The sequence below is a fragment of the Noviherbaspirillum sp. genome, assembly GCF_036846085.1.
Classification (GTDB): domain Bacteria; phylum Pseudomonadota; class Gammaproteobacteria; order Burkholderiales; family Burkholderiaceae_D; genus Noviherbaspirillum.
Window position 1 is genome coordinate 1 of sequence record NZ_DAIUCO010000337.1, and the last position, 4,840, is coordinate 4,840.

At 56.5% G+C, this 4,840-nt stretch carries 3 protein-coding genes; all 3 read left to right on the plus strand.

What is annotated here, in order from left to right:
• The coding region (locus V7080_RS24070; RefSeq protein ID WP_334190915.1) for a DUF6701 domain-containing protein at positions 1 to 3,228 on the plus strand (3,228 nt) is incomplete at its 5' end.
• A gap of 231 nt (positions 3,229 to 3,459) precedes the next feature.
• On the plus strand, positions 3,460 to 4,308 hold the full coding sequence (gene pilM, locus V7080_RS24075) for a type IV pilus biogenesis protein PilM (protein ID WP_334190916.1): 849 nt from the start codon (positions 3,460 to 3,462) through the stop codon (positions 4,306 to 4,308).
• The coding region (locus V7080_RS24080) for a PilN domain-containing protein (protein ID WP_334190917.1) at positions 4,305 to 4,840 on the plus strand (536 nt) is incomplete at its 3' end. The genes pilM and V7080_RS24080, both read left to right, overlap by 4 nt.

The window sequence follows — 4,840 nt, forward strand, 5'->3', positions numbered from 1 at the left end:
GGCGCAACCATCACCGGCATCAGGGTCAATGTCGAGCGCAGTTCCAACAATAACGGAACCCAAAGGGACAATTCGATGCGTCTCGTGAAGGCCGGCACGGTGACCGGCGCCGATCGTGCAACTTCCACGATTTACTCCACCACCGATACCTACGAATCCCATGGTGGCGCGACCGACTTGTGGGGCACGACATGGACACCGGCGGACATCAACCAGGCAAATTTCGGCGCGGCTCTATCGGTGCGAAAGCAGGGCACGTCCGGCGGCAACCGGGAAGTGTATGTCGACCACATGCAGATTTCGGTCGACTACTCTCTGCCTTGCGCGCCGCCGCCGAACGCACCCTCCAACATTACGCTGACCTGCGTCTGCGACAATTTCGGCCGTACCAGCCTGAATCCGTCGACGATCTTCGGCGCCAACTGGACCCTGTCCAACAGCGATGGCATCGGTAACCCGGATATCAACCAGACGACCGGATTATTGCGCCTGACCGAGAGTACTGGCTATAACGCCAAAGCCGCGACGGTCCCCAGCATTTTTCCTGCAGCAGGGAATTACATCTCGGTAGAGTTCAATCACTACGCCTACGACGGTTCCAATCCAGGCGCTGACGGTATAGCGGTAACCTTGTCCGACTATTCCGTACCTGCCGTGCCGGGCGCCTTCGGTGGATCACTGGGATATGCTCAACGCAATGACAGCGGCAATCCACCAGGATTTGCGGGAGGCTGGGTCGGTGTGGCGATCGATGAATACGGTAATTACCAGAATCCGACCGAAGGCCGTGTCCTCGGCTCCGGGTTCATTCCACAGTCCGTAGGCGTGCGTGGACCAGGCAGGGGGTCCAGCGGTTATCGTTGGCTGGGCGGCACGGGCAGCAATCCCGGTGGTCAATCCATCGATAATTTCGCGTCCAACATACCTGCGCCGGGCCATATGTACCAGGTCATTGTCGATGCCCGCCCATTCGCCAGCAGCCAGATCAATGTGATCGTCAATCGCGACACCACGACACGTGACGGGTCCTCGTATTCAACCTTGTTCGGCCCGTTCAACGCCTATCCGGAAGCCAGCCACGCGGTAACCCAGGGATGGATATCAAAAGTGGTGCCGGATTACTGGAAAATTTCCTTCACCGGTTCCACCGGCGGTTCCTTCAATATCCATGAAATCGGCGGACTGCGCATTTGCGCGCAAACCGTGGTGCCACCTACTGGCGGCATCGCCAGCGGATTTTCGGCAATCGACGAAAGTTATCCTACTGCGCCGAATTCGACCGTGCCGGCCTACCAGAACTTCCAGACCGGGAATATTTTTATGAAGCTGGTCGGCACGCCGTTCAAGCTATGGGTTGCGGCGCTGACCAGTTCCAGCATCTCCACTGCCTATTCGGCTGCCAGCAGCAGGCATGTGGCGGTTAAACTCGTCGACAATAGCGATGGTACCTGTGGCACGGATGCTGCCAGGACATGCAATGCCGCCTGCACCGGCAAGGCGGCAGTCGAAGGCGGCGCGACGCAAATCGTGAGTTACGGAACCAGCGATCCGGGAGCCAAACTGTCGCCGCAATTCACGCTGAACTCTGCCTGGAAAAACCTGATCGCTGTCGTACGGGAGTGCACAAATTCGTCCTGCACCGCCTTTACCCCCACCGCGCCCGCCTGTTCCGCCGATGCGTTCTCTGTCCGGCCGCTGAACGTTTCATCGGTGACATTTGCCAAAACGCAGACGCCCACTACGCCGCTGGTAATGAAGGCTGGTAGTGACACGTTCACCATGACCGCAACCACGGCCGGCGTGACAGGTGTCCAAAGCAGGTACACAGGCACGCTGAAAGTCAATGACAAGGCGCTGCAGGCCTTGCCGGCTGCTGGCGATCCCGGCACCTTGTCGCAAACCAGCCTCATGCCCTCCGTCTCCAACGTTGGATTTTCCCGCGCCGAGCGTACCGACTTCACCTACAGCGAAGTCGGTACGTTCACGCTGCCGCCATACAGCATCTACGATGGCGTGATAGGAACAGTGGACTGCATCGCAATGACACCTGCGCAGTGCGACACGGCAAAGCAGCTTACCTGGACGGCTGTTGACAGCGTGAGCACCAAGGGAGACTGCATTGCCGACAGTTTCTCCAATACCCTGTTCAATGGCCGGTATGGATGCAACTTCGGGAATGGATCGCCCAGTCCGGAAGTAGGGCGTTTCGTCCCCGACCATTTCGCGGTGCTCGACGCGGAAACCGAGTTCATCAATCGCAGTGATATCAATGGCGGCAATGGATGTTCACCGCAGAGTGCCTTCACCTATATGGGCGAGCCGCTGAAGGTGCGGTTCAAGCTGCAAGCGCAGAATGCGGCGAATCTGCCGACGAAGAAGTACATCGGCTCGTATGCGACGCTGAACACCACGAACTGGCTGGATTTTGATACGTCAAACAGCCTCGGTTTCTGGATGACCGCGAGCGGCGTTCCAGTCGGCGCCGGCACCTGCCGGGCGGTGTTTTCCAATACCTCACCTTACGCAACGTCCTTCAGTTGCACCGGCGTCAGCCCCGTTCCGTCGACAATCAACCGTACTTCGGGGAGCCGGGTCACGGTGGTTCCGACGCCTGCTGCGCCGAATTGGCAGAACGGCGAAGCGATATTTGAAAGCAATGTGATCCTGGAGCGTGCCGACGCTGCGGACGGCCCTTACACCGCCCTCAAGATCGGCATTGCGCCAAAGGACGCCGACGGAATCGGACTGGCTCAGACTGCACTTAACCTCGATGCCGATGCGACCAGCGGTAATGAGCGGCACCTGCTGGGCGAACGGAATCTGCGCTACGGCCGGCTTTTCATTCCAAATACGTATGGCTCGGAATTGCTGGACCTTCCGGTCAATGTCCGTGCGGAGTACTGGAACGGCACCACGTATGTGCCAAGCGCTGACGACAATTGCACCTCTATCGCTGCTGCCAATTTCACTGTCGCACAGGATGTAGGGGCGGCCGTCAATACATCGATCGTGGGAACGACCGGAACTCTTGTGGAGGGCAAGGGTGTACTGAACTTGAGCAAGCCGACCAATATCCTGTCGGGCAAAGGCAGTGTGCGGGTAAGCACAAGCAATACCGCGCCCGTCGCAGGACCGTTGAACAGCTATTTGCCAGGTTCAGGCGTGCAAACTTTCGGGGTTTCAAAGAAAGACGGGGATGTTATTTATCTGCGTGAGCTGCATTTCTAGCTTCATTTTGGATTGCAATTTTTGCAATCAAATTTGAAGTTCGTTCATTCTCTTGAATGAAGGAAATTTGATTGACATCAATACGTTATTCACTTAACTTCAGGCAAGTTCCTAATCTAAGCTGCGTGTATGCGTTTGTTCTCGAAAACGAAAAAAACTAACGGATGGATGGCATTCAGCTTTCGAGAAAATGCTGTATGTGTCGTGACAGCGATTCGCCCATCCTCCGGCATGCCATTGATCGAATCTGCGGAGATGTTTCAGTCGCCCGGATCGCTCGACGGAGCTTCGCTCGAAAAGATCGCACGTGACCTTCCGGTTGTTCAGCATCAGTGCACGACGCTGCTGTCTTCCGGTGATTACCAGTTGCTCTCGCTCGACGCGCCCAACGTGCCGCCCGATGAACTGAAGACGGCAGTCCGATGGCGCCTGAAGGACATGCTCGATTATCACGTCGATGATGCAACGATCGATGTGCTGAATGTGCCGGTCGATAAAAATGCACCAATACGCATTAGGTTGATGTTCGCAGTGGCGGCGCGCAACCAGATTATCGAGCGCCGTCAGGCATTGTTCGGTGATGCCAAGATCCCACTGAACGTGGTCGATATTCCCGAGATGGCGCAGCGCAATGTTTCCGCAATGCTGGAGCCGGAAGGTCGAGGTCTGGCGATGCTGTCCTTTACCGCCGACGGCGGCTTGCTGACAATTTGCTATGGCGGTGAGCTCTACCTTTCGCGTCGCATCGATGTAGACGTTTCACAACTTGCGCAATCCGATGCTGATCAGCTAACGGCATACTATGATCGGGTGACGCTCGAGCTGCAGCGTTCATTCGACCACTTCGACCGCCAATACCATTTCATCACCATTGCAAAGCTTATGCTGGCGCCGGTCGGCCCGGGCGCCGAAGGATTGCAGCAGCATCTGGCGTCCAATCTGTACATGCCTGTCGAAGTGCTCAACCTGGAGAGCGTGATGGACCTGTCCCGGGTCCCGGCCTTGCGGGCACCTGAAGCTCAGCAGCGATATTTTCTGACCATAGGCGCCGCGCTTCGCCATGAGGAGAAGACGCTGTGAGTCAGCAGATCAATCTTTTCAACCCTATTTTTCTCAAGCAGAAAAAGTACTTCTCCGCTGTCACGATGGCGCAGGCTCTCGGACTAATTTTGCTCGGGTCGGCGTTGTTGAGCGCCTATACCAATTACCGGGTGACTGAACTGGCAAGGGAAGCGGATGCCACGACCGCGCAGCTGGCATCTGCCCAAGCGCAACTCAACAAACTCAACGCGGAATTCGGGCCCAGGCAGAAAAGTGCATTGATAGAGCAACAAACCAAGGCAGCAGAGCTGGAAGTCGCGGAACTGAAACAGGTCGTCGATTTCTTGACGAGAGGCGAGTTCGGCAACACAAATGGATATTCGGAATACATGCGCGCATTTTCGCGCCAGATCGTGCCTGATTTATGGCTAACTGGATTTGCTATTTCCGGAGCCGGAAGTGAGATCGCCTTGCAAGGCCGCGCCTTGAAAGCGGAGCTGGTTCCCGCTTACATCAGCAAGCTCAAGCGTGAAACCGTCCTGCAGGGAAAATCGTTCGCGGCCCTTGAAAT